A 21,579-nucleotide genomic window follows, 5' to 3' on the forward strand; every position below is an offset into this window, starting at 1 on the left:
CGAATTTCTTAAAAAGACAACGCCAAAAACCAAAAGTCGAAACCAAAAACATGAGTTCTAACCTAATTGAACAAGAGCTTCAATTGCTCTTGAAAAATAATTTGGATTCTGAAGCCTATGCTTGGCTTCAATCCAAAATAGAAAAAATACTCTCTTCCAATTCGACCAAAGACCTATATCTAACTTATAGCCTGCTAGCCGGTAAAGTAAATGCCAAATCTATATTGGCTATTGAAGCATCACCTGAAATAGGTGATTACCTCATGGTTCAAAAAGCAAATTTGCTTGAAATAGCTAGAATCTATCTTTTGGTAAAGGTTTTAAATGAGAATGCCGAATTTTTTGAGCCTAAGGTCGCTAACCTTATTCAGGTAGCCGACACCAGTGAGCTGGTAACATTTTTGAAATTCATGGTGCTTTTACCAAATGCCGAGAAGTATAAAAATGTTGCTGTCGAAGCACTTCGCACGAATATAGCAACCGTTTTTGAGGCGGTTAGTATGGGTAATCCGTATCCCGCAAAGTATTTCAATGACCAACAGTGGAACCAGATGTATTTGAAAGCCGCATTCATGCAGCTTGATCTTTCGAAAATTCTGGATGTCGATACAAGAGCCAATAAAGATTTGGCAAGAATCATTTCTGATTATGCCCATGAGCGTTGGGCCGCTTCTCGAGATATTGATCCTTTATTCTGGAGACCTGTTACAAATTATGTAGATGAAAACATTTTAGGCGATGTGAAGAGACTGTTGGATAGTGAAAAAGATTCGGAAAACAAGGCAGGTGCCTTATGCTGTTATTTTTCCTCTAACGGTGGCGCAAAATCACTACTGGCAAATTACCCTCAACTTAACGACCAAGTGGCCAAAGGTGCCATTACTTGGAATAATGTAATATGATGATTATGGAAGATAAAATGATGATAATCGACCCCCATGTGCATATGACATCGAGAACGACCGATGATTATGAGGCAATGGCCGCAGCAGGGGTAGTGGCAATAATAGAACCTTCTTTTTGGATGGGGCAACCTAGAACACAGGTCGGCTCTTTTCAAGATTATTTTAGCAGTCTGGTGGGCTGGGAAAGGTTTCGGGCCAGCCAGTTCGGCATACAACATTATTGCACGATAGGGCTGAACTCTAAGGAGGCTAATAATGAAGCCTTAGCTGAAGAGGTAATAGAGCTTTTACCGTTGTACCTGCACAAAGAAAATGTGGTCGCCATCGGTGAAATTGGGTATGATGACCAAACACCTGCTGAAGATAAATACTTTCGAATGCAGCTAGAAATGGCCAAGGAATTGGATATGGTCGTGCAGGTTCACACCCCTCATCGTGATAAAAAGGCAGGTACCATAAAAAGTATGGAAGTATGCCTTGAGCATGGTCTTGACCCCTCAAAGGTCATTATCGACCATAACAATGAAGAAACGGTAAAAGATGTACTTGACCGTGGTTTTGTTGCCGCTTTTACTATTTATCCAAAAACGAAAATGGGCAATGAACGAATGGTAGAGGTGGTCAAAAAGTTTGGAAGCACCAATATCATAGTTGATAGTTCAGCTGATTGGGGCGTAAGTGATCCGTTAGCTGTTCCAAAAACGGCCTCTTTAATGTTAAAAAGGGGTATTGCCAAAGAAGATGTGGTGAAAACATGTTATCAAAACGCCTTGGATGTCTTCGGATACAATGGAAAAATGAAGGAAGAAGATTGGTTAAACCCCAAAGGTATCAATCAAGCACAGCTATTTAATGATAATAGTGTGCTTAGAGGGCAAGAGCCTCGAGTAGATGCAGACCAAATTAAGTAATGAATAAGGTTGTTCTGGGGTACGCCCGTTTGGCAAGACCGGCAAATTTACCTACGGCTGCGGCCGATATTTTTGCCGGTGTTGCCATTGGTCAGGCATTTATTGGTGAAATAGGGCTTACAGATTTTTCGACCTCATTCTGGATTGAGTTTGTGTGTCTTGTTTTCGCTTCGGTTTTTCTATATGCCGGGGGTGTCATACTCAATGACGTATTTGATTATAAATTGGATAAGGTTGAGCGTCCTGAACGCCCGATACCTAGTGGCGTGGTGTCCTTGAGAAATGCCTCTTTGTATGGTTCTTTGGCAATGTTGATTGGGCTTGCCTTGGCCTATTCGGTTTCTTTCCTGTCCGGTCATATTGCATTGGTTTTGGCGCTCACGATTGTACTCTATGACGCGGTAGCAAAGAAAAATGGATTTTTTGGCCCATTGGTTATGGGGTTGTGCCGCGGATTGAATCTCATACTCGGTATATCCATTCTGGCTAACTTTGAGTTTGTCTGGTTGGCGGTGATTCCTGTTGTTTACATTTTTGCCATTACGCTAATAAGTAGAGGTGAAGTGCATGGTAAGAACAAAGGCCATATCATATTGGCCGGTGTATTGTATGCATTGGTGATTATGGCGTTATTGGCGGTATCTTTTTGGTATACGCAAACATTTTGGGTTACGTTATTGTATATAGCATTTTTTGCTTTTATGGTATTTCGGCCTTTATATAAAGCTTATATGGACAATTCTCCTAAAAATATAAAGGGAGCGGTCATGGCCGGAGTCATATCTTTGATTATACTCGATGCTTCTATTGGGGCAACATTTTCGTATTGGTGGTATGGACTGGTCATATTGGCCTTGCTACCTATTTCGAAAAGTCTTGCGAAACTGTTTGCAGTTACGTAAGTATTTAAATTTTGATGATGATAAAAACGATTGAACAGAATTTTGAAGTGGCCTATCGCTATAGGCTATTTTTTACAGAAGGCGTATTTCAGACTGATAATTCACTCTTTGAAAGCCTGATTAAGGAATATAAAGATGAGCCGGTCAAATTATTGTTCGTTGTAGACAATGGCGTGGTAGAGGCGCATCCGAATTTATTAAAAGAGATAGATACTTACTGTAAGCAATTCTCACAAAACTTGGTACATACCCATAGTTTGGTAGTTCAGGGTGGTGAAGCATGTAAAAACGGTGAGAAGTATGTAAATCAAATACTCGACGGAATCAATGATTACGCTATTTGTAGGCATTCTTTTGTGGTGGTCATTGGCGGAGGAGCCGTTATTGATATGGCTGGATATGCCGCGGCAATAGCACACAGGGGAGTAAAATTGATTCGTATTCCGACTACGGTATTGTCGCAAAACGATTCGGCAGTGGGTGTTAAGAATAGCATCAATTTCTTCGGAAAAAAGAATTTCGTAGGTACGTTCGCGCCACCGTTTGCTATCATAAATGATTCTCTGTTTCTAAAGACATTGGAGCAACGTGACTGGATTTCCGGCGTGGCCGAAGCCCTGAAAGTGGCGCTTATCAAAGATGTTGATTTCTTTAAATATATCGAGGATAATGGTCTCGCTTTGAGTGAGCGAAATATGGAGGTCATGCAATACACCATTTACAAGTGTGCCGAGATGCATATGCAGCATATAGCCAAAGGGGGTGATCCTTTCGAAAGTGGGTCTTCAAGGCCTTTGGATTTCGGCCATTGGTCTGCCCATAAACTCGAGCAAATGACCAACTATGAATTACGCCATGGTGAAGCGGTGGCTAAGGGCATCGTACTAGACGTGGCCTATTCTTACCTTACCGGATTGATATCTGAAAGTGATTTTAATCGTGTGGTGTCTGTATTTCAGAGCATTGGGTTCGATTTGCGTTTTCCAATTAGTACAGAAGATGAAATTGACAGACTTCTAAAAGGTATTCAAGAGTTTAGGGAGCACTTGGGCGGTAAATTGACCATAACACTTATTTCAGCCTTGGGCGAGAAACATGATGTTCATGAAATTGATGAAGCCCTTATGAAAAAGGCCCTAAATTTGGTTAACGAAATCTCCGAATCAAAAGCAGTTTAGCATTGTATATAAAAGAAAATTTACAGCTTACCTATTGTACCAACGTTCATCCCGGCTCCAATTGGGATACTACTTTCAAGAGTATTGAGCGTCACGTACCTGAGATAAAGAAAGAAGTTTGTAGCCATAGACCTTTTGGTTTAGGCCTTAGATTATCCAACATAGCCAGTGAAGAACTTGGTATTGAGGGTAAATTACTTCAATTTAAAAAATGGCTTGACGATCAAGGAGTATACGTGTTTACGATGAACGGCTTCCCTTACGGAAACTTTCATAATGAACGGGTGAAAGACGATGTGCATACTCCTGATTGGACCAAGGTAGAGCGTCTTACGTACACCAAGCGACTTTTTGACCAGTTATTGATATTACTTCCAGAGGGATTATCCGGGGGAATATCAACCTCACCCATTAGTTATAAATATTGGCATAAAACACCTGAAGAAACCGACAAGGCATTTCAAAAGGGTGCTCAGCATCTCTTAGAAGTGGTGGTTCACTTAAGGGATATAGAACAAAGACAAGGCACTTATTTACATCTCGATATAGAACCAGAACCTGACGGGTTGATGGAGAACAGTGATGAGGTAGTTAAATTTTTTGCCGATTACTTGATTCCGTTAGCTAAATCATATTTGACTGATAAGTTAGCAATCGATGAAAGTGAGGCTGTTCGATTAGTGCACAGGCATATTACTGTTTGCTATGACATTTGCCATTTTTCACTGGCTTTTGAAGAGCCTCAAGAAACTTTTGAGAAATTAGAAAAGTCCGGTATTAAGATTGGTAAAATACAGGTAAGTGCTGCGTTGAAGATTATATCTGATGAGCACAATAATGAAAAGATATGGAAGGCCCTATCGCAGTTCGATGAGCCTGTTTACCTGCATCAAGTGACTGAGAGAATAGACGGAAGGGTTAAGACCTATAGCGATTTACCTGAGGTGTTAGAAGAAAGAAAACCTTTTGAAGAATTGAGGGCACATTTTCACGTTCCTATTTTTCTTGAAAGTTTTGGAGAGTTGTATTCCACCCAAGACCATATTGTCAAGGTCATTGATTATATAAAAGGGAATGCTGTTTCCGAGCATCTAGAAATTGAAACCTACACTTGGGACGTACTCCCGCCTGCTCTAAAGAGAGATTTAAATGAATCTATCGTTAGGGAATTGAAGTGGTTCTTAGAAAAGTACAACTAAATGAAGAAAACAGTTGTCATAAATGTAGTTGGTCTTACACAACGGTTGATTGGTGAGCATACTCCCTTTTTGGAGGCTTTTCTAAAAAATGGGAGGTCCGCCCATATCGATCCGGTGGTTCCAGCGGTGACCTGTACGGCGCAAGCTACCTATCTGACGGGAAAAACACCCTCGGAACATGGTATTGTGGCCAACGGATGGTATTTTAAAGATGAATGCGAGGTAAAGTTTTGGAAACAATCGAACAAGCTGATTGAATCTGAAAAAATTTGGGATAAACTTAAATCGATAGATCCGCATTTTACCTGTGCCAACCTTTTTTGGTGGTATAATATGTACTCGAATGCCGATTATGGTGTAACGCCCAGGCCTAATTATTTGGCCGATGGTCGTAAGATTCCAGATTGTTATTCCCATCCGGCAGAATTGAGAGATACATTACAAGATGAATTGGGTACCTTTCCTTTATTTCATTTCTGGGGACCCAAGACTTCCATAAAATCTAGCCAATGGATAGCGGATGCCGCTATTAGAACCGATCAACTTCACGATCCTACTTTATCATTGGTCTATTTGCCTCATTTAGATTATAACCTTCAGCGTCACGGTCATGATTTCAAAAAGATTAAGAAAGATTTGAATGAAATCGACGCGGTAGTAAAAAAGCTGGTAAATCATTTTAAAGAGCGTAATGCGCAAGTTATTATTCTTTCGGAATATGGGATAACCGATGTTGATAACCCGATTCACTTGAATAGAATTTTAAGGTCTAAGGGGTATATTTCAGTACGAGTTGAAAGAGGTCTGGAGCTTTTGGATGCAGGAGCGAGTAAGGCTTTTGCCGTGGCCGACCATCAAATCGCGCATATCTATTTGAATGACCAATCTGTAAAACAGGAAGTGAAGACGCTATTAGAGTCTATAACTGGTGTTGAAAAAGTACTTACCGGTGAAGAAATTGCTGCTCATGGTTTGGCCCATGAACGCGCAGGTGATATAGTCGTGATAGCCGGACCATCTTCATGGTTCACGTATTATTTCTGGCTTGATGATGCTAAAGCTCCTGATTATGCCCGAATGGTCGATATTCATAAGAAGCCAGGCTATGATCCAGTAGAAATGCTCACCAATCCTAAAGACAAACTGGTGATGTTAAAAGTGGCATGGAAGCTTCTAAAGAAAAAAATGGGTTTTAGAACCGTGTTGGATATTATTCCGCTTGACGCAAACTTAGTAAAAGGTTCTCATGGCCGGGTACCTGAAGACAAAGCCGACTTTCCTATATTTATTTCAGATAATCCAAGTTCGGTTTTTGAAAAAGAAATCAAGGCAACTGATGTTTTTTCTATTTTGGAGAAGCATATTACCGAAGAAATATGAACAGGTTATTTAAAATTATAGGTGTTGTATTTGCAATTCTCTGCCTTTGGGCAGCGTATTTGCAATATAACGACCCTGATGCTTTTCTGTGGTACATTATTTACGGCTTGGCCGCTATTGGCTCCCTTCTTTTTGCCTATGGAAAATTGAACTTTATGTTCTCTATTATTCTAAGTTTTCTTTATTTGTTGGCTACGGTTTTTCTTTGGCCCGATCAGTTTGAAGGTTTTACCATTGGTGAAGGTGATATTGAAAACATTGAAAGGGGTCGTGAAGCGGTAGGTATGTTAATTGTAGCGACGGTATTTCTAATTTTTTCGTTGAGGCTACGATTTCAAAAAAATAATTAGACCAAATTACAGATCAAGGTCAAAAGTTTGGCGTAGCAAATCTATCGCCGGATTCTTTTCCCTTAGTTTTTCATATTTCTCTTCAGGGGTAAAGGCAAACTTTTTCGCTGTTTCCTCATTGACCGAAATCTTAAGTTCAATAAAATAGTTATCGAGGTTCGACTTTAAATATTCCATTAGGTCATATTGCTCTCGCTCGATTTCCTTTTTCATGGTACTATTTGGTAGTTCTATCCAAATAGTGGTTTCGTTTATAAGTTTAGGTACATCGGTATTGAGATTTGAAGCTAGAATTTTCCGTCCTTTGGCATCAATTTCCTTTACAAAATCGTTCCAATGCATTAGCATGTCCTCTTCTGAAAATGCAGTTTTTGGCAATTTGCTTAGGTCAACGCTAACATCTTTACGATTGTTTTCGTGTTCTTTTTTTGTCTTTAAACTCGAAATTGAAAGTGCCGATACCCTTTTTTTGGCAATGTCAAGTTTTAGTTTCTTCGCTTCTTCCGATAACTCCGGTTGCGCTTTTTCTTTCTTTATTTCAGGTTCGGCAATTTGAGAACGAATAGGTTGATTATGCTTATATGAAGAATTAGCTTTTTCTTCCCTTGGTACGTTCGTTTCGTCATCAGAATTAGAAAGAACAGTATTGGCAGTCTCAGGTTCTATTTCGGCAACCGTTTCTTTCGGTGAAACCTCACTTACAGTACTAGTGGGGTCAGATTTCGTGCTTTTCTTCGACCGGTAATAACTTGCCGGCGCTATCGTATTGATAGCAGCAGAAGAATCTAAGTTGCTGCTAGAGTTTTTTTTTTCGGCATCAAAATCTATTGATGCCAGTTTCATTAAGGTAAGTTCGACCAAGAGGCGTTGATTTCTACTGGTCTTATATTTTAAATCGCAATCATTGGCCAAATCAAGAGCCCTTAATAAAAAGGAATTTGATGTTTTTTTAGACTGTTCAAGGTAATTCTTTTTGGCGCCGTCACCTACTTCTAAAAGATTGATGGTGTCTTGATGTTGGCATACCATCAAATCTCTAAAATGCGAAGCGAGACCGGTAATAAAATGATGTCCATCGAAACCAAAAGATAATGTCTTATTGTACAATAACAACAAGGCTGGTATATCATGGTTCAATATTAAATCGGTTGCTTCGAAATAGGTATCGTAGTCTAACACGTTGAGGTTTTCGGTAACTGCCTTACGTGTAAGGTCTTTACCCGAAAAACTGACAACGCGATCAAAAATCGATAAGGCATCGCGCATGGCACCATCGGCTTTTTGTGCGATAATATGCAATGCATCTTCCTCAGCGTTAATACCTTGGTTCTCGGCAATATACTTTAGATATTCCGCAGCATCTTTGACCGTAATTCTTTTGAAATCGAAGATTTGACAACGAGAAAGAATCGTTGGAATGATTTTGTGTTTCTCAGTGGTCGCCAGTATAAAAATAGCATGCTTTGGTGGCTCTTCAAGTGTTTTAAGAAAAGCATTAAAAGCGGACTGAGATAGCATATGCACCTCATCAATAATGTAAACTTTGTATTTACCTATTTGAGGAGGAATGCGAACTTGGTCAATTAGATTGCGAATATCATCGACCGAATTGTTAGATGCCGCATCGAGCTCAAAAATATTGAAGGCAAAATCTTCATCTTCACTTTCGGTACCGTCTTGATTGATTTTTTTTGCCAAAATACGGGCGCAAGTGGTTTTGCCCACACCTCTTGGGCCACAAAACAGAAGCGCTTGGGCCAAATGGTTGTTATCAATGGCATTAGTAAGGGTGTTGGTAATTGCCTGTTGACCTACAACATCTTTAAAGGTTTGGGGCCTATATTTTCTTGCCGAAACTATAAAATGTTCCAATCCGGTACTTTTTCTAAATTCAATAGTAATCAATACAAATATAAAAATAGGTGGTGTTCAATTGGTCTATTTCATGAGGATAAAGTCTTTATTTATCAACAATTGGTCTAATTTTGCCGGCGAGCAGGTCACCTTGTCGCTGCCTTTTCAATTTTCTTTGGAAAGGGAGAGGAAAGTCTGGACACCATAGTGCGGCATAGCGGGTAACACCCGTCGCTCGCCGTAGGCGAACAGGACAAGTGCAACAGAAAGAATGTACAGGTAATGCTGTAGTGAAATCAGGTAAACTCTATGCGGTGAAACGCCATGTATATCAGTGTTTGAGGGCTGCACGCCCGAGCTGAAGGGTAGGCGGATGGAGTTCGACAGTAATGTCGAAACTAGATAAATGACAAGGAAGTTTTCTTTGGGAAGCTTTACAGAATCCGGCTTATGGCCTGCTTTTTTATTGGTTTGATTCTACTGGTTTTCTTCTTGCGGTAGTTCGAAAAAACTAAACGTGCTTCCTCCGTATTTTCTTTTTTCGCTAAAATTGGCGAGGTGTGAAAGGTCCATTTGACTGGCATGCTCTACAATTAGGCATCCCCCTGATCCCAATAAGTTATTTTCAAATGTAAGGTTAGGTAGTTTTTCGAATTCTTCGAGCGATAGATTGTAAGGTGGATCGGCAAAAATAATATCTGCCGGGGCGGTCATTCTTTCTAAATATCCAAAAACATCAGCCCTAATTGCGTTTATAGGCAATTCAAGACTTCTTGCCGTCTGTTCAATAAAGTTAATACAGCCTGAATTAGCATCTACCGCTGTTATTGCCCGGGTACCTCTAGATCCAAATTCGAAGGAGATATTACCTGTACCACTGAACAAATCAAGAACTTTTATTTCATCAAAATAATACCTGTTGTTCAATATATTGAACAATGCCTCTTTCGCCATATCGGTAGTTGGGCGAACAGGTAATTTTTTAGGTGCGTTGATTCGCTTTCCTTTATGTATTCCGGAGATTATTCGCATTAAAGGGCATTTAAAACTGTAAAGTCGATACTATCTTCATTGGCTTCCATATGGCTGTGCGGTCCGAAATCAGGAATAAAGATAGAAACGTTCTTTACATACTTGTAGCACATTTCGTAGATAGGGTCACCTTCCTCTATTGCCCCGAAGAGTTTGAGTTGTATACTTTCGGTATTGAACTTCAATTGCTCAAGGGCGAATAAAAGATAGTAAAGAAAATCTTCTTTGGTATTGAAAGTGTAGCTATTATATAGTAAGAGGTCTTTTTGGTCGGTTATGGTAACATCCATCTGATTTTCCAAGATGTAAACATAACAAATGGGTTGGGTGGTTTGTCCTTGGCCTTTGAGCAAAGACTCGACCATTACGGTGCCATTATGCTTAAACGTAAATTCGCCGAACAGTTCATAGATGTAATTGTTCACGTTTACAAAAGGAACATAAACGTTTACAATGTCATGACTATCGAACTCATCATAGGCCAAATGATCATTGGCCAAAATTTTTGTGTTGAACTTGAGATAGTTGGCTAGCTCCTCTGGATCGAAGAGAGGTTTTGGTACCAACCCGAAAAGTTGATTGCGGTGCACAACGACCACATCACTGAATTTTTTATCAATTAGTTGGTCATCAGAAAGTTGTCGCTTCAGTTTTTTGAGTAGTTCGTAAGGGTTTAGTGTCTGCTCGAATACCTCATTTTTTGAACTGACTACCGATTTTGAAAGCGTATCAAAGACACAAAAAGAAAGTCCATTCAGGCTAACCTGAATGGACAATTTTTTAAAACCTTCTACCGAGTTATTTGAAGCGATATTACTGTTCTCCTTTTTTGTCATAAACTGGTGGCCAGTTACCACTTGTGCTAACCTCTTCCATAGAACCAACTGTTATGGCAGGTCCGTTGACTTCGTCAACACCAATTTCGGCCTTTTCTTTATCTAAAAGTGTTTTTGGCTGATCATATAATATAATCGACTTATCAACTTTAGCTTCGAAAACAGGAGCTTTGTAACCACTTTTTTCTACAACGCCTGCAGTCATAGTGATTTTTTCACCGTTTTGTGCAAAAGGAATATCGGCCAAATTCTTGTACCTATTATCACTTTTGAACAAAGAATCTTTTACAGAAACGGTACCTAGGGTATCGATAATCTTGACCTCGGTAAGCATATCGATTTGATAGGTCTCGTTGAACTCCATATAAGAAGAGTCGCGCTGCTGGGTAATAGTATAGTCAGCAGTATCGATAAACTTAACTAGACTGTTGAAGTCTTTAGCGTATCTTTTGTTAACCGTTTTGTAGGCCTCCTGTGCGTTTCTGATGTCTTTAAGTTTTGCTATTACTTGAGCAAAACGTTCCTGCTTCACTTTATTAAACTCAATGGGGCCTGTAACAGATTGATAGATAAGATATCCCAATCCAATGCAAACTATCCAAAGTACAATTTGAATTACGGTCTTCATTTTTTAATAGTGTTATTTAAATTTAGTGGTTAGGACAAATCTACAATTTTTTTTCAATCGCAAAAGTATTTACCCTAAAAATCATGTTTATCTTTGGCCCCTATGGCAAGCCTTACAGACGCTTCTTTTTATAAAATATTAGTTGAAAAATTTCCTCACGAACCTACGATAAAACAGTCTGCCGCCCTTCAAAAACTGGCGGCCTACGTACTCTCAAAAAATAGTGATACGGTTTTCATGCTCAAGGGTTTTGCAGGTACCGGTAAGACCACTCTGATCGGTACACTTGTCAATAGTCTGTGGAATACTAAACAGAAGGCTGTATTAATGGCGCCGACAGGTAGGGCCGCGAAGGTAATGGCAAATTATTCGAATACCCAAGCCTTTACGATACATAGAAAGATTTATTTCCCTAAAAAACAAGGTGCCGGTGGGGTGCAGTTTGTTATGGCGCCTAACAAGCACAGAAATACAATTTTTATAGTAGACGAAGCCTCAATGATTCCCGACGCACCGGTCGATTCAAAGCTGTTTGAAAATGGTGCCTTATTAGATGATTTGTTAATGTACGTTTATTCGGGGCATAACTGCAAATTGATTTTGATAGGTGATACTGCGCAATTGCCCCCGGTTCATTTGGACTTGAGCCCTGCATTGGATTCCGATAGATTGGCCCTTAACTACAATAAAGAGGTAATCGATTTGGAAATGGATGAAGTGGTAAGGCAGGCCGGTGACTCTGGTATTCTGGCCAATGCAACCCTTCTGCGCGAACAATTACATTCAAGTTTTTATGACGGATTTCAATTTAATGTATCTGGGTTTAGGGATATCGTACGATTGATCGATGGTCATGAAATACAAGAAGCTATCGATAGTTCGTATTCTGAGAACGGAAAAGAAGAAACTGCTTTTATCGTCCGGTCGAATAAAAGGGCTAATCTTTACAATGAAAATATCAGAAGTAGAATTCTTTTTCTGGAAAATGAATTAGCTGTGGGCGATTATATGATGGTTGTCAAAAACAATTATTTTTGGTTAAAGCCCAATACAGAGGCTGGTTTTATAGCCAATGGTGATATTATAGAGGTTCTGGAAATTTTTGCCTTTAAATCACTTTACGGCTTTCGGTTTGCAGAAGTCAAGGTTAAAATGGTCGACTACCCCAATCAACGGCCCTTTGAGACCGTATTACTACTCGACACGGTCAAATCGGTTACCCCATCGCTATCTTATGATGATGGTAATAGGCTTTATCAAGAGGTGATGAAAGACTATGCTCATGAAACCTCTAAATACAGAAAGTTTATGGGCGTAAAAAACAATAAATACTTCAATGCACTACAAGTGAAGTTTTCATATGCCATCACCTGTCATAAATCGCAAGGTGGGCAATGGAATACGGTATTCGTAGAACAACCTTATATGTCGAATGGTGTAGATAAAGAGTACTTAAGATGGTTGTATACGGCCGTAACCCGTGCAAAAAAGCAGTTATACCTTATCGGGTTTAAAAGTGATTTTTTTCTTGATTAAGAAAAAGTTAACTTAGTAATATTAAAGTAATGAGGTAGTTGAATAAAAGTTCGCTATTGTATGATTTAATTTGACAAAGCTTTCCGTGCTTCTTTGGAATTTCGGTCGGGTGTTCTAATATTTATTGTCACTTCACACAAATGACTTCAGAAACCATCATCAGTATCTTTTTGGGCATAGGGCTGGCCGCATCGGTCGGATTTAGGGTGTTTTTACCACTTTTTGCGCTCAGTCTTGCGGCTTATTTCGATATGTGGCAATTAAATGACAACTGGCATTGGATCGGTAGTTTGGCCGCTGTACTTACATTGGGCGTTGCCACCGTTGTTGAAATCTTTGCATATTTTATCCCTTGGGTTGATAATCTTTTAGATAGTTTTGCCGTTCCGTTGGCGGCTATAGCCGGCACCGCGGTAATGGTTTCTACAGTTGCCAATTTAGACCCATTGGTTACTTGGTGTTTGGCGATTATAGCGGGCGGAGGCACAGCTACGGCAATTAAGGGAGCGGGAGCGACAGGTCGTTTGGCCTCCAGTGCAACGACAGGCGGGTTGGGTAACCCAGTAGTGTCCACTGTTGAAACTGGTGCTGCGATGGTTGTCACCACGGCATCGATATTTATGCCGATATTGGCCGCCATTTTGGTGATTTTTATTTTGGTCATCATTTTTAGGATCTACCGAAGATTGCGACCAAAGACTAATTTAAAGTAGTTGTGTCAGAAGTATATGGAGATTGAAGTTTTTCATATTTCCGTTTGAAACATTCATTAAAAGAAAGAGAGCGATTTTGAAAATAATTGCAATGATTCCGGCCCGATATGCGGCCTCACGGTTTCCTGCCAAACTGATGCAGGATCTTTCCGGAAAACCCGTGATTCTTAGAACCTATGAAGCCGCAGTTAGAACAGAACTTTTTGATGAGGTTTATGTAGTTACCGATAGTCCCGTCATCTACGATACGATCACCCAAGCAGGGGGTAAGGCTCTTATGAGTAAGAAAGAGCATGATTGCGGTAGCGATCGCATAGCCGAGGCAGTCGAAGATATGAAGGTCGATATTATTGTTAATGTTCAAGGAGATGAGCCATTTACCGACCGAGAGAGTTTAAAGGGGGTACTACAAGTTTTTGAAACCGATAGCGAGAAAGAAATTGATCTGGCCTCATTAATGGTTCGAATAGATGATGAAGAGGAAATTAAGAATCCGAATACGGTAAAGGTAATCGTAGACCATAGAAATTTTGCCCTTTACTTTTCTCGTTCGCCTATTCCCTATCCTAGAAATACAGATTTAAAAGCGGCATACTTTAAACATAAAGGTATTTATGCCTTTAGAAAAAGTGCTTTGATGGACTTTTATAGACTTCCAATGCTCGAGTTGGAAGCTACAGAAAAAATAGAGGCCATTCGATATTTAGAATACGGTAAGAAAATTAAAATGGTCGAGACTTCGGTAACCGGTATTGAAATCGATACCCCTGACGACCTGGAAAAAGCCCAAAAAGCATGGAAATAGACTACAGCAAGGTGAATGTAATCGGTTTTGATGCCGATGATACCCTGTGGGTAAACGAAACCTATTTTCGTGATACCGAAGAAGCTTTTGCCGATTTGCTAGAGGGGTACGAGACCAAGAATAAGATAGATCAAGAACTGTTCAAGATGGAAATCAAAAATCTTGACCTATACGGGTATGGTATTAAGGGCTTTATGCTCTCCATGATAGAGTCTGCCCTTGACCTTTCAAACAATCAAGTGTCTCAAGAGACCATCTCGAAGATTCTTGATTTGGGAAAAAAAATGTTGGGGCACCCTGTAGAATTATTGGATGGTGTTACCGAGGTTTTAGATGCCTTAAAGAATAAATACCGTTTGATTGTTCTGACCAAAGGAGATTTATTGGATCAAGAACGAAAACTCGAAAAGTCCGGTTTATCTGAATATTTTCATCACGTAGAGGTTTTGAGCGATAAGAAAGAAGAAAATTACAAACACCTTTTAGAGCATCTTCAGATTGATGTCAAAGAATTTTTGATGATAGGAAATTCCTTAAAATCAGATGTGCTTCCTTTATTGAATATAGGCGCCAATGCCGTTCACGTTCCTTTTCATACAACTTGGCAACACGAAGAGGTCAAAGTAGAAGATGATAAATACGATTATTTGAAAATTAGTAAGCTGACCGATATTCTTCAATATTTGAAATAGTTGCTATCTTTCAGTTTTTCCTGCGCTTTTTTTGTGGAGGATTGATTTAGCTTAAATAATTTATATGGAGTACAATAAGCATTTGGGAGTGCCTGAAATAGCAGTTGCCAAAAAGACAATGTATAAGAATTTCCCAATGGTTCCACGGGTTATTTTTGGCAAGGGCAGTTTTGATCAGCTGGCCGATATTCTACTTCCCAAAAGAAGGCATTCCGATGCTCCTTTTATTTTTTTGGTCGATGATGTTTTCGAGGGCAAGGCACTGGTTTCCCGAATACCTTTGTTGTTCAACGATCAAATTATTTTTATTTCGGCGGATGAAGAGCCCAAGACCCAACAGGTCGATATGCTGGTTGGCAAAATACAGAACGATTATGGTGAGCTACCTTCAGGAATTGTAGGTATCGGTGGTGGCACCATCATGGATTTGGCAAAAGCCGTTTCCATACTTTTGACCAATAAGGGAAGTTCTTCATTGTACCAAGGCTGGGACCTCGTTCATAAACCATCCATCTACCATGTGGGTATACCTACTATTAGTGGTACAGGTGCAGAAGTTTCTCGTACAGCCGTTCTTCTAGGCCCCCAGAAAAAACTGGGCATTAATTCTGATTTTACCACTTTTGATCAAGTGGTTCTTGACCCTGATTTAACGCAGGGCGTACCAAAAGAGCAATGGTTTTACACCGGTATGGATTGTTTTATTCATTGTATAGAATCGTTGGATGGTACCTATTTGAACGCTTTTAGCCAAAGCTATGGTGAAAAGGCCCTTGAACTATGTAAAGAGGTTTATTTAGGCGATTTGTCGGCTCAAGAATCACGCGATAAATTAATGATGGCTTCATGGCACGGGGGCATGAGCATAGCTTATTCCCAGGTTGGTGTGGCCCATGCGATGAGCTATGGTTTGGGTTTTTTACTTGGTGTCAGACACGGTCTTGGCAATTGCCTCGTTTTTCAGCATCTTGAAGAATTTTATCCCGAAGGCGTTCGCCTTTTTAAAATTATGCAGCATAAGCATGATATTGGAATGCCTGAAGGCGTCTGTTCCCAGCTTTCAGATAGTGATTTTCAAACCATGATTAGGGTATCTCTATCAATGAAACCTCTGTGGGAAAATGCTCTAGGCCCAAAATGGCAAGAAATAATCACACCTGCCAAATTAGAGTCTATTTATCGTAAGATTTAGAAGTTGCCTTGAAATGGTACCTTTTTGCAAAGGGTCGTTCTTAGTCATATCAATCTAGTTATTCATGTCACAGAAGCTGGTCAAGTTTATTTTTTATAAAGTTTTAGGGTGGAAAATGGTCGGTGCTTTTCCAGGGCATATCAATAAAATGGTCATTGCCGTTGCTCCGCATACTAGCTATTTTGATTTTTTTCTTGGGGTATTGGTAAGGGCGGTCTTGAACGAACCGATTAATTGGATTGGTAAAAAGAGTTTATTTGATTCGCCGATTGGATGGTTTTTTAGATGGATGGGAGGGGCGCCGATAGATAGAAGCAAGAAAAGTGACACGGTAGCGGCCACGGTCAAGATTTTCAAAAGTAGGTCGATATTCAGATTGGCCTTATCTCCCGAAGGAACCCGAAAAAAAGTGGATCGTTGGAAAACCGGGTTTTACTTTATAGCAAAGGCGGCCGAAGTACCCATTGTGCTGGTAGCTTTCGATTTCGGTAAAAAGCAAGTGAAATTTTCTTCTCCCTTAATTCCTACCAATCACAAAGAAGCTGATCTTGCCGAATATCACCAGTTTTTTGAAGGGGTAGAGGGGTATCATCACTGAATGATATATCTATAATTTTTGTTCTGACAGAAAATTAATTACTGTCACATATCAAAAATTCTTTTTTCCAAATAAAATTTTTGCTTCCAATTATTAAATATTCTTTTTAAAATCAAACCTTTTTCGAAAAGTTACGTAAGTATAGTTGATTAGCTATGGTGGTTAATTAATTGAACACTAAAAACTTAAATGATTATGAAAAAGAATTTTGTAAAACCGATGGTGGGCTTCGTAGTCTCCTTCGGACTATTTTTGGCGGTCTCGTGTGATGACGATGATAATGGTGGTATGATGGGTGAAGAAATGCCTACGTGTACCGATGGTATTATGAACGGTGATGAAACGGGAATCGATTGTGGGGGTTCATGTACACCCTGCGAAGATGGAATGGAACTGGGAAGGAGAACAGAACTCTTCGTGACCAATAATGTTAACGGAGATATCACAAAGTACAGTATTACCGGAGATTCGGCCATAACCTACAGAACGGCCTCTGACGCTGCTGAAGGTATATATTATGACAAAGAAGCAGACTTATTAGTACAGGCATCACGATCTAGTTTACAGTTAGAGGCATTTAAAGAAATTTCAATGCTAATGGAAGATTCAGATGTTACACCCGCATTCAGCGGAGCAATGGATTTGGCAAGCCCTAGGGAATTGGCCGTAAATGGCTCTACGTATGTAGTTGCCGATAACGATTCACATAAATTTTTCGTCTACAATAAAGACGGCGATAGTTTTTCTTTAACTGCGACATTAGATATTACTTTTCCGGTATGGGGAATAACCTTCAAAGGTAAAGATTTATATGCCGTGGTCGATACCACTAGTGATTTGGCGGTATTCTATGATTTTGAGTCCAATGCTCAAGACGGTGTATTAAGGCCTTCCAAAAGAATTAAAGTAGAAGGTATTGTGAGAACTCACGGTATAACATACAGTGCTTCAGATGATACCATGATAATGACAGATATTGGTGATGCCGCTAATACGACTGACGATGGAGGATTTCACGTCATAAAGGAGTTTTCCTCCAAATTCGATGCGCTATCTGACGGAGATGTCTTACCTGTTGGTATGCAGATTAGGGTTGCGGGGCCATCTACGTTGATGGGCAATCCTATCGATGTGGCTTATGATTCAGAAACTGATGCGGTGTATGTATCTGAAATTGGTAATGGAAAGGTACTAGGTTACACCTCCATTGGAGATGGAGGCGATTTAACGCCGACCTTTAACAAAGATTTAGAGTCAGCTTCTTCTATTTACTTTTCAAGTGATGAGACAGATAATGATTTAGGGTCAGAGAGTATGGGTCAACAGACGACTCTTTATGCAACGAGCACGGCAAATGGTGATATCTCTGTTTACGACGGTATGGGAATGTTAATTAAGACTGTTACAACAGCCTCCATGGCAACTGAAGGTATTTACTATTCTCCAATTTATGATGAAATTCTTCAAGCATCACGTTCTAACCTTATGCTAGAAAATTATAGTGGTTTTTCTGACTTGACAGACGGAGCTTCGCTAGAGGTCGCATTTATGAGCAGTGCAGACTTATCAAGTCCACGGGAAATTGCCGTTTCCGGATACAACGTGGTGGTTGCCGATAATGGTGAGAATAAACTTTTTGTATACACGTTTAATGGCTCATCGTTCACATTACAAAACACTTTTCAGGTAAACTTTAACTTATGGGGTATTACCTTTATGGGAGATGATTTGTTGGCAGTAGTAGATAATACGAGTGATTTGGCCGTTTTTAACGACTTCATTAGTATGAATACATCTGACGGCGCAGTTACCCCAGATAAGCAAGTAACCGTTGAGGGCATAGTTAGAACACATGGTATTGATTACAGCGAATCATCAGATGTTCTGGTAATGACCGATATAGGTGATGCGGCTGATGTAACTTCTGACGGCGGGTTTCATGTAATCGAAGATTTTACATGGGTAATCAGCGATGTAGATAATGGGGCTTCAATTCCAATGTCCAGTCAAAGTAGAGTGGCAGGAGCGTCTACCATGATGGGTAACCCTATCGATATTGCGTATGACCACAAAACACAAACAGTATTTGTTGCAGAGGTTGGTAACGGAAAAATACTAGGTTTTTCAGACGCGTTAAATATTAGCGGTGATGTGGCCCCCACAGTTGACAATAATTTAATGTCAGCATCCTCGATTTATCTTTATAACAATTAAGAAAACGAATAAATTAGTTTTAGTCCGGCTTTCAAAAGAAGCCGGATTTTTTTCTTAATGATTTTTAGGCCTAAGAAAAATAAAATCATTTAATGAGTAGCTTGTTTAATTTCAGAATTAGAGGAATAAACTTACCAATATTTGAAGATGACGTAATAGGAATTTTTTTAGAGTAGCTTACTCTGATTTATAAATAACTACCATCGTTCTTACAAAGTTGATTTTAACATTTTCTTTAAAACCCTTCGAACATCATTACGTAGGTATGGCAAATAAAATAGATTGCTATGAAAAAGAAATTTTTAAAATTTGGATATTTTGCTGCTGTTGGATCTTTACTTCTAACAGCTTGCGACAATAATGACGATGGTGACAATATGATGGAAGAACCAGGCGATATGACTTCCGCTCAATTGTTCGCCTCAAATAACACTGACGGTAATGTAACAATTTACAATATGTCTAACGGCGAAGTAAGTACTTTGGTTACCGGTGATATGGCTGCTGAAGGTATTTACTATGATGATGATACCGACCAGATAATTCAGGCCTCACGTTCATCAAACCAGCTTGATGTATTCTCCGACATTTCGGTTCTGGGGCTAAGTGGGACGATTACGGCTTCAATTTCTAGTTCTGCCGATTTACAAAGTCCTAGAGATATTGCGGTAAATGATGATTTTGTAATTGTTTCTGATAACGCCGATGTTGATGGAAATGAGGCAACACCTGACGGAAGAATCTTCATTTATACCCGATCGAATGGCGAGTTGACCTTAAGAAATGTTGTAACGACTGATTTTGCGCTATGGGGTATAGAAATGGTTGGTGATGATTTATATGCGGTTGTCGATAAAACGAGTGAGTTGGCAGTATTTACCGAATTCACTGCTATGAATACTTCCGACGAGGCTATAACTGCCTCTAAGCGAATTGCCATTGAGGGTATTGTAAGAACACACGGTATTGCTTATGATAATGGTACCATGATCTTGACAGATGTTGGTGATGCCGCCTCTGATAGTGATGGAGGTTTTCATATCGTAACTGATTTTACCTCAAAGTTTGATGCTGTGGCCAACGGTGGTACGATGGCGGTTGCCAATAATCAAACAAGAATCGCCGGTTCTAGCACTTATCTTGGTAATCCTGTAGCTGCTGAATACGATGCGGCGTCCAACACGGTATTTATTGCCGAGGCTGCTAATGGAGGCGGTAGGGTGATGGCTTTTACCGATGCCGATGCCGGTGGAAATATTGCTCCTTCGGTCAATAATAATTTGTCAAAGGCTTCATCATTGTACTTTTATTCGAATATGCAGTAATAAAATAATTGGTTGTTTAGGTTTTTAGTTAGTAGTAGTAAAAAGCGCCCTTTAAGGGGCGCTTTTTTTATGATAAATTATAGAGGAATGACTTAACGAAAATTTACCCTCGGTTGGCCTCTACAGGTCTATCTTTATATCTAGATGCAATGGCACTGATGATAATCATCTGTAGAATGTGAAAAACCATTAAAGGAAGAAGAATAACACCTTGAATGGCCATATTCCCGAATAAAATTTTTGAAAAAACGGTTCCGTGTACCAATGACTTTTTTGTTCCGCAGAATTGAGCGGTAATTCTATCTTCCATTGAAAATCGGAGAATCTTCGATATCTGGCGAATCAGCAAATAAATAATTGTGAAAAGTACCGATACACCAACTAGCAAGAGCAACAGGTCAAAAAGTGAAACACCATTGAATAGGCCATCGTTGAAAGATTTAACGTAACTCTTATAGATAATCAATAGAATAACGGCCTTATCAAAAGTCGCAAGCCTGTTGGAGTTCTTTTGCACTATAGCACCCAAAAATCGCTGCAAGGCCATGCCCAAAAAGACGGGAAGCAAAACTTGAACTATTAAGTTGGTATAGATATCGGTCAAGTCAAAATTGAGTTCTGAATTATCTATAAATAATCCCATCCATAGAGGGGTTACCAAAATACCAATGATCCCTGAAATACTGGCGTTGAAAATAGCTGCTGGAATGTTCCCTTTGGCTAAAGATACCATCACTACACTAGAGCTTACTGTTGAAGGTAAGGCGGCCAGAAAAAAGAAAGCCAGCCAAAACGTTTCTTGTTCTTCAGTGGTTATAAGTAGCTTAAACGGTAATATGAGTAGGGGGAATAGTAAAAAGGTAGCTCCTTGAATAAGTAGGTGCAACTTAAAATTACCTAAACCCGATTTTAATTTTGCCGGGCTCAGTTTTAGTCCATAAAAGAAGAAGATAAGAGAAATGCCAATGGCACTTATTTTATTTAGCAGAAAAACATTTTCTTCGGAAACCAATGTTGGAAACAGATAGGCCAAAAGAATGACGATAAAAATACCGACAACGAAATAATCTATTCTAATCTTCATCTATGCTAGCTCCTTTGAGCGGAGTTGTATTATTATTTTAATATACCTGAATAAAGAATGACCATCAAAAAAGGTCGCATTTATGCGACCTTTTTTAATTTCTTTATCTAGGAACCAAATTTACTCTTTCATGGTATGATACACGTTCTGTGTATCGCCTATTTTAATTTAAATAATTGATATTGAATTAATTATATGTAATTTTAATTTCATTAGTTCGGTATTAGTTCGGTTTTGAGAAATAA

At 39.5% G+C, this 21,579-nt stretch carries 20 protein-coding genes and 1 other RNA gene; 16 read left to right on the plus strand and 5 right to left on the minus strand.

Features of this window, described 5'->3' with window-relative positions; translation table 11 throughout:
- Positions 1-50: 50 nt before the first annotated feature.
- The 7 genes from IL356_RS14115 to IL356_RS14145 are packed head-to-tail and all read left to right on the plus strand — an operon-like array spanning position 51 to position 6,825.
- Positions 51-902 (plus strand): EboA domain-containing protein, encoded by an 852-nt coding sequence (locus tag IL356_RS14115; RefSeq protein ID WP_121850648.1) that lies wholly within the window; start codon positions 51-53, stop codon positions 900-902.
- Positions 899-1,816 (plus strand): TatD family hydrolase, encoded by a 918-nt coding sequence (locus tag IL356_RS14120; protein WP_225621504.1) that lies wholly within the window; start codon positions 899-901, stop codon positions 1,814-1,816. The genes IL356_RS14115 and IL356_RS14120 overlap by 4 nt, the downstream gene beginning before the upstream one ends.
- Positions 1,816-2,718, plus strand: coding sequence for a UbiA-like protein EboC (gene eboC / locus IL356_RS14125; RefSeq protein ID WP_121848211.1), 903 nt, complete (start codon positions 1,816-1,818; stop codon positions 2,716-2,718). Before IL356_RS14120 ends, eboC begins: the two co-directional genes overlap by 1 nt.
- 14 nt (positions 2,719-2,732) lie before the next feature.
- Positions 2,733-3,896, plus strand: a complete 1,164-nt coding sequence (locus IL356_RS14130; protein ID WP_121848212.1) for a 3-dehydroquinate synthase — start codon at positions 2,733-2,735, stop codon at positions 3,894-3,896.
- Positions 3,897-3,898: 2 nt separating this feature from the next.
- On the plus strand, positions 3,899-5,095 hold the full coding sequence (gene eboE, locus IL356_RS14135; protein WP_121848213.1) for a metabolite traffic protein EboE: 1,197 nt from the start codon (positions 3,899-3,901) through the stop codon (positions 5,093-5,095).
- A complete protein-coding gene (locus IL356_RS14140; protein ID WP_121848214.1) occupies positions 5,096-6,475 on the plus strand; it encodes an alkaline phosphatase family protein in 1,380 nt (459 codons plus the stop codon).
- Positions 6,472-6,825 carry a transmembrane 220 family protein gene (locus IL356_RS14145; RefSeq protein ID WP_121848215.1) on the plus strand — a complete coding sequence of 118 codons (354 nt, stop codon included), beginning with the start codon at positions 6,472-6,474 and terminating at the stop codon, positions 6,823-6,825. Before IL356_RS14140 ends, IL356_RS14145 begins: the two co-directional genes overlap by 4 nt.
- 6 nt (positions 6,826-6,831) lie before the next feature.
- Here the strand turns inward: IL356_RS14145 and IL356_RS14150 are convergent, their stop codons facing one another.
- Positions 6,832-8,697 carry a DNA polymerase III subunit gamma/tau gene (locus tag IL356_RS14150; protein ID WP_121850650.1) on the minus strand — a complete coding sequence of 622 codons (1,866 nt, stop codon included), beginning with the start codon at positions 8,695-8,697 and terminating at the stop codon, positions 6,832-6,834.
- Positions 8,698-8,817: 120 nt separating this feature from the next.
- Between IL356_RS14150 and rnpB the strand changes: the two genes are divergently transcribed.
- Positions 8,818-9,145, plus strand: an RNA gene (gene rnpB, locus IL356_RS14155) — RNase P RNA component class A.
- A gap of 11 nt (positions 9,146-9,156) precedes the next feature.
- On the opposite strand, the gene IL356_RS14160 is transcribed toward rnpB, so the two are convergent.
- From IL356_RS14160 to IL356_RS14170, 3 genes are read right to left on the minus strand one after another with little or no spacing between them, the layout of a single operon-like run.
- Positions 9,157-9,711, minus strand: a complete 555-nt coding sequence (locus IL356_RS14160) for an RsmD family RNA methyltransferase (RefSeq protein ID WP_121848216.1) — start codon at positions 9,709-9,711, stop codon at positions 9,157-9,159.
- Entirely contained in the window at positions 9,711-10,547 is an 837-nt protein-coding gene (locus tag IL356_RS14165) for a DUF3822 family protein (RefSeq protein WP_121848217.1), read from the minus strand. Before IL356_RS14165 ends, IL356_RS14160 begins: the two co-directional genes overlap by 1 nt.
- Positions 10,525-11,175, minus strand: coding sequence for a hypothetical protein (locus IL356_RS14170; protein WP_121848218.1), 651 nt, complete (start codon positions 11,173-11,175; stop codon positions 10,525-10,527). The genes IL356_RS14165 and IL356_RS14170 overlap by 23 nt, the downstream gene beginning before the upstream one ends.
- Before the next feature lie 102 nt (positions 11,176-11,277).
- On the opposite strand from IL356_RS14170, the gene IL356_RS14175 reads away from it, so the two are divergent.
- From IL356_RS14175 to IL356_RS14210, 8 genes are all read left to right on the plus strand, one after another.
- Positions 11,278-12,711 carry an ATP-dependent DNA helicase gene (locus IL356_RS14175; protein ID WP_121848219.1) on the plus strand — a complete coding sequence of 478 codons (1,434 nt, stop codon included), beginning with the start codon at positions 11,278-11,280 and terminating at the stop codon, positions 12,709-12,711.
- Positions 12,712-12,851: 140 nt separating this feature from the next.
- On the plus strand, positions 12,852-13,424 hold the full coding sequence (locus IL356_RS14180) for a DUF4126 domain-containing protein (protein WP_121848220.1): 573 nt from the start codon (positions 12,852-12,854) through the stop codon (positions 13,422-13,424).
- A gap of 91 nt (positions 13,425-13,515) precedes the next feature.
- Positions 13,516-14,229, plus strand: a complete 714-nt coding sequence (gene kdsB, locus IL356_RS14185; protein ID WP_192466559.1) for a 3-deoxy-manno-octulosonate cytidylyltransferase — start codon at positions 13,516-13,518, stop codon at positions 14,227-14,229.
- Positions 14,220-14,921 carry an HAD family hydrolase gene (locus tag IL356_RS14190; RefSeq protein WP_121848221.1) on the plus strand — a complete coding sequence of 234 codons (702 nt, stop codon included), beginning with the start codon at positions 14,220-14,222 and terminating at the stop codon, positions 14,919-14,921. The genes kdsB and IL356_RS14190 overlap by 10 nt, the downstream gene beginning before the upstream one ends.
- A gap of 64 nt (positions 14,922-14,985) precedes the next feature.
- Positions 14,986-16,113 carry an iron-containing alcohol dehydrogenase family protein gene (locus IL356_RS14195; RefSeq protein WP_121848222.1) on the plus strand — a complete coding sequence of 376 codons (1,128 nt, stop codon included), beginning with the start codon at positions 14,986-14,988 and terminating at the stop codon, positions 16,111-16,113.
- Between the two features lie 64 nt (positions 16,114-16,177).
- Complete coding sequence (locus tag IL356_RS14200) at positions 16,178-16,711, plus strand: 1-acyl-sn-glycerol-3-phosphate acyltransferase (RefSeq protein WP_121848223.1); 534 nt, start codon at positions 16,178-16,180, stop codon at positions 16,709-16,711.
- Between the two features lie 195 nt (positions 16,712-16,906).
- Complete coding sequence (locus IL356_RS14205; RefSeq protein ID WP_121850652.1) at positions 16,907-18,925, plus strand: NHL repeat-containing protein; 2,019 nt, start codon at positions 16,907-16,909, stop codon at positions 18,923-18,925.
- A 287-nt stretch (positions 18,926-19,212) separates the two neighbouring features.
- Positions 19,213-20,250 carry a hypothetical protein gene (locus IL356_RS14210; RefSeq protein WP_121848224.1) on the plus strand — a complete coding sequence of 346 codons (1,038 nt, stop codon included), beginning with the start codon at positions 19,213-19,215 and terminating at the stop codon, positions 20,248-20,250.
- A gap of 103 nt (positions 20,251-20,353) precedes the next feature.
- Here IL356_RS14210 and IL356_RS14215 read toward each other — a convergent pair whose 3' ends face one another.
- A complete protein-coding gene (locus tag IL356_RS14215; protein ID WP_121848225.1) occupies positions 20,354-21,334 on the minus strand; it encodes a bile acid:sodium symporter family protein in 981 nt (326 codons plus the stop codon).
- Positions 21,335-21,579 lie beyond the last annotated feature (245 nt).

The organism is Euzebyella marina, assembly GCF_014855515.1.
Taxonomy (GTDB): Bacteria; Bacteroidota; Bacteroidia; order Flavobacteriales; family Flavobacteriaceae; genus Euzebyella; species Euzebyella marina.

Bases quoted from the DNA above. Each gene is read 5' to 3' on its own strand.
- IL356_RS14115 (WP_121850648.1), top strand. From the start codon at position 51: ATGAGTTCTAACCTAATTGAACAAGAGCTTCAATTGCTCTTGAAAAAT.
- IL356_RS14120 (WP_225621504.1), top strand. From the start codon at position 899: ATGATGATTATGGAAGATAAAATGATGATAATCGACCCCCATGTGCAT.
- eboC (WP_121848211.1), top strand. From the start codon at position 1,816: ATGAATAAGGTTGTTCTGGGGTACGCCCGTTTGGCAAGACCGGCAAAT.
- IL356_RS14130 (WP_121848212.1), top strand. From the start codon at position 2,733: ATGATGATAAAAACGATTGAACAGAATTTTGAAGTGGCCTATCGCTAT.
- IL356_RS14140 (WP_121848214.1), top strand. From the start codon at position 5,096: ATGAAGAAAACAGTTGTCATAAATGTAGTTGGTCTTACACAACGGTTG.
- IL356_RS14145 (WP_121848215.1), top strand. From the start codon at position 6,472: ATGAACAGGTTATTTAAAATTATAGGTGTTGTATTTGCAATTCTCTGC.
- IL356_RS14160 (WP_121848216.1), bottom strand. From the start codon at position 9,711: ATGCGAATAATCTCCGGAATACATAAAGGAAAGCGAATCAACGCACCT.
- IL356_RS14165 (WP_121848217.1), bottom strand. From the start codon at position 10,547: ATGACAAAAAAGGAGAACAGTAATATCGCTTCAAATAACTCGGTAGAA.
- IL356_RS14170 (WP_121848218.1), bottom strand. From the start codon at position 11,175: ATGAAGACCGTAATTCAAATTGTACTTTGGATAGTTTGCATTGGATTG.
- IL356_RS14175 (WP_121848219.1), top strand. From the start codon at position 11,278: ATGGCAAGCCTTACAGACGCTTCTTTTTATAAAATATTAGTTGAAAAA.
- IL356_RS14180 (WP_121848220.1), top strand. From the start codon at position 12,852: ATGACTTCAGAAACCATCATCAGTATCTTTTTGGGCATAGGGCTGGCC.
- kdsB (WP_192466559.1), top strand. From the start codon at position 13,516: ATGATTCCGGCCCGATATGCGGCCTCACGGTTTCCTGCCAAACTGATG.
- IL356_RS14190 (WP_121848221.1), top strand. From the start codon at position 14,220: ATGGAAATAGACTACAGCAAGGTGAATGTAATCGGTTTTGATGCCGAT.
- IL356_RS14195 (WP_121848222.1), top strand. From the start codon at position 14,986: ATGGAGTACAATAAGCATTTGGGAGTGCCTGAAATAGCAGTTGCCAAA.
- IL356_RS14200 (WP_121848223.1), top strand. From the start codon at position 16,178: ATGTCACAGAAGCTGGTCAAGTTTATTTTTTATAAAGTTTTAGGGTGG.
- IL356_RS14205 (WP_121850652.1), top strand. From the start codon at position 16,907: ATGAAAAAGAATTTTGTAAAACCGATGGTGGGCTTCGTAGTCTCCTTC.
- IL356_RS14210 (WP_121848224.1), top strand. From the start codon at position 19,213: ATGAAAAAGAAATTTTTAAAATTTGGATATTTTGCTGCTGTTGGATCT.
- IL356_RS14215 (WP_121848225.1), bottom strand. From the start codon at position 21,334: ATGAAGATTAGAATAGATTATTTCGTTGTCGGTATTTTTATCGTCATT.